Annotated in this window: 2 protein-coding genes; both read right to left on the bottom strand. The window is 68.5% G+C overall.

What is annotated here, in order from left to right; genetic code table 11:
• A partial coding sequence (locus tag CCN42_RS24950) for a bifunctional DNA primase/polymerase (protein ID WP_211294790.1) occupies window positions 1-703 on the bottom strand: 703 nt, incomplete at its 3' end.
• A 221-nt stretch (window positions 704-924) separates the two neighbouring features.
• On the bottom strand, window positions 925-1,788 hold the full coding sequence (gene trpA / locus CCN42_RS24945; RefSeq protein WP_086738975.1) for a tryptophan synthase subunit alpha: 864 nt from the start codon (window positions 1,786-1,788) through the stop codon (window positions 925-927).
• Window positions 1,789-3,008 lie beyond the last annotated feature (1,220 nt).

The raw sequence follows: 3,008 nt of genomic DNA, 5'->3' as shown, positions 1-3,008 counted from the left end.
CGTGGGTGGCGAGGTTCTCGGGGAGGTCTCCTGCCGCCCACAGAACGGTGTCGTCTTCGTCGATCTGCCAGCGGGTGGTGTCCCACCGGTACCAGCCGATGTTGGGCACGTGCCGGTAGTCGTTGGCGTACAGCTTGACGAACAGCTTGGCGTTGCCGCGGTCGGAGAGGGTGTCGGGCAGCAAGCCGTGTGTGGTCGCCTCGCCGGCAGGGGTGCGTCCGGATGGGGTGCGCACGCGCAGGGTGGTTTCATCGTCGGCGGGACTGGGCTGGCCGCGGAGTGCAGCGAGGACGGCGATGGTGTGGAAGCCGTTGGCGAGACCGGTGAGGTCGACGCTGTCGCTGATCGGGATGCCCGGGAGGATCCGGTTGCGGGTCGGCGGCTGGGCGGGGTGTGCGTCGATGTCGATGACGATCAGGCCTGCGGGGCCGCAGGCGACTCCGATGTTGAAGTCCGGGCGGGCGCTCCACCACCGCTGGATGCGGTCCTGGTTGAGAGTGGCGGCGTGGAAGCCGTGGCACCAGCGTCCGGCCGGGATGCATGGGCAGTCGGCAGGGGCGTGTGGAGTTGTGCGGCAGTCGCTGCAGTTCGCCGCCGGGGTCTTCAGGCCAGGGGCCAGAGGGTGGACGGGCCAGCCGCGGCGGGCGCACCAGCTGGCGGTGGCCAGCGAGCTGCCAGCGACTGAGGACTCAGGGCTGGTCATCGTTGAGTCGCTGGCAGAAAAGGGGGTGCAGCTCAGCAGGCATCTGCACCCCCTCACCAGCGACCGAGGCGACTCAACGACGGACACGCACTGGCGTCTGGAGCTGAGTCGGTGTGGAGCACGTGCGGAACTGTCGTAACGCTGTATCGGCGAGGCCCCAGAGCCCTGGAGTGGACGGACCCGCCCGAGCGTTCGGCGGACTTCCGGACTTGGGGCATGCGTCAACTTCCGTAGTTGGTGGTTTGCGGCCAGGCTGCGGGCCGGTTGGCTCGACGCACGCCTTCGGCGAAGTCGCGGGCAACGGCGGCCGCGGCCGCCGCAGGACTGTCGGCCTGGGCGTGCATACGGCGGATCACGGCGGAGCCGATTATGACCGCGTCGGCGTAACCGGACACTTGTGCCGCCTGGTCGGGGGTGCTTATGCCGATACCGGCGGCGACCGGCAGGCGGGTCGTCTCGCGCAGGCGGCGGACCAGGCGGGGCAGGTGCGGGCTGAGTGGGCGGCGGGCGCCGGTGAATCCGGGGGTAGCCGGGGCGTAGACCATTCCGCTGGTCGATGCGCCGATCGCAGCCAGGGTCGCGGCGGACGCGTGGGGCGGAACCAGGTTGATGGTGTGCAGCCCAGCCTTCTCGGCCGCATCGTGCCAGGTCTCTGCCGCTGTGTCCGGAAGGTCGGGGATGAGGGCCCCCGATGCGCCAGCCGCCGCCAGTTCCTGAGCGAACGCCTTGGCACCGTACTGCTCGATGGGACTCCAGTACGACATGGCTAGCAGAGCGGCGGTGCAGGTGGCGGTGAGTTCGGAGGCGGCGGCGAAGAGATCACTCATCTGGAAACCGGCTTCAAGGGCCTGCGCGGCGGCCTGCTGGATGACTGGGCCGTCCAGAACGGGCTTCGTGTGCGGAACCCCCAGCAACAGCACGTCCGCACGACTGGCCATCAGGCGCAGCGCGTCCCGGCTCGTTGCGAGTGTCGGATAGCCGACGGGAAGGTACAGGCCGAGTGCGGCCCGTCCCTGTGCGCGGCTGGTCGCGAGGGCATAGTCGAGGCGCGCGGCGGACCAGGATGGCGGTGTGGAGGTGATCACACGGGCCTCCGTTGGTAGCGGATACCGGCGTTGCCGCGGCGTCCGGTGCTGTGAGCGGAAACGGAAGCGGGATCCGGCGCAACAGGTCCTGTGGCCAAGCGGGGCTCCAGTGCAGAGAAAAGGAGAAGGGGACGAGTGCGGGGTGCCGCAGGGGGATACGGCACCCCGCTCTGACCCAGGTCTTGGCCGTGGTGCCGCTGCCACGGCTCCGTATGCGGCCCTGCGGCCGGATCGAGCCGCTGCCACGGCGTGGTCCCGGCCGGGACCTGGGCAGCTGATGGAGGGTCAGTGAGTGGTTAGACAGCGTCTGAGCAGGCGGTGCCGTGTGCCGCTCTCCCTACCAGGTGGGAGGCAGCGTGGCGCTCTCTGCCCCTCAGCGTCGCGGAGGGGCAGAGAGCCCTCACCTTTTGGTGTATCTGCCGTTCACCCATCCCTTGATGCCCTTGTGGGGCCGGACGTGACCCAAGACTGATTGCCCCGCCTTCGGCAGTAGAAGTGGAACTTCGTCCCCTTCGACAGCAGGCCCCTTCGACGCGTGGCTGGTACCGGGACCACTCCGCAAGTTGACCGCGCTACCAGTGATGCGGCCGGGGAGGCCGTACCAGGCTGAGTTGCAGGCAGAGGCGGTCGGCGCCGTCGCGATCGTCGCGCCGGACGCTGCGACCAGAACGGCGGCCGTCGTTGCTGCCGCGCGGCCTGCACTTCCGGCGGAACCGTCTGGATACGGTCGGGGTAAGGCACAGAAGACTCCTTCTGTAGGCCTCGGGGAGCCCCAGTGCACGGAACAGTCAGGTCCGTTTCTGAGGGCGGCGTCCTCCTTGACGGGCATGACTATCCTGATCGTGGCGTGGTCACAACACGCCTGCTAGGGCACCCCAGTGGTGGGTCGGATCCATTACTGGTGGTGCTTGACTCGGCCAAGAGTCAGATGGTGGCCGTTCCCTGCGCCAACAGGGGGCGGCCATCACGTCTTTATGCGGTTGTCAGGCGGCTGTGGCGGCCGCGGGGACCCGGATTCGGCGGATCGTTTCCGCGTCAACAGAGAACGATGCCTGCTGTTCCGAGCACTGCGTGCGGCCGCTGCCCACGCCCGCCCCAGGACGCAAGTCCCGAGGTGCCGGCGGGGTAGCCACTCGTGATCCTCATGTAACAGCGCGCAGGCTGTCAACGTTTGGAAACAGCCACCGCAATCGCGCCTACTTAGACGTCATCTCATTTGG

This window comes from Streptomyces glaucescens, assembly GCF_002154375.1.
Taxonomy (GTDB): domain Bacteria; phylum Actinomycetota; class Actinomycetes; order Streptomycetales; family Streptomycetaceae; genus Streptomyces; species Streptomyces glaucescens.
The sequence above is the reverse complement of the archived record's forward strand: the minus strand, read 5'-3'. Positions and strand labels throughout refer to the sequence as shown.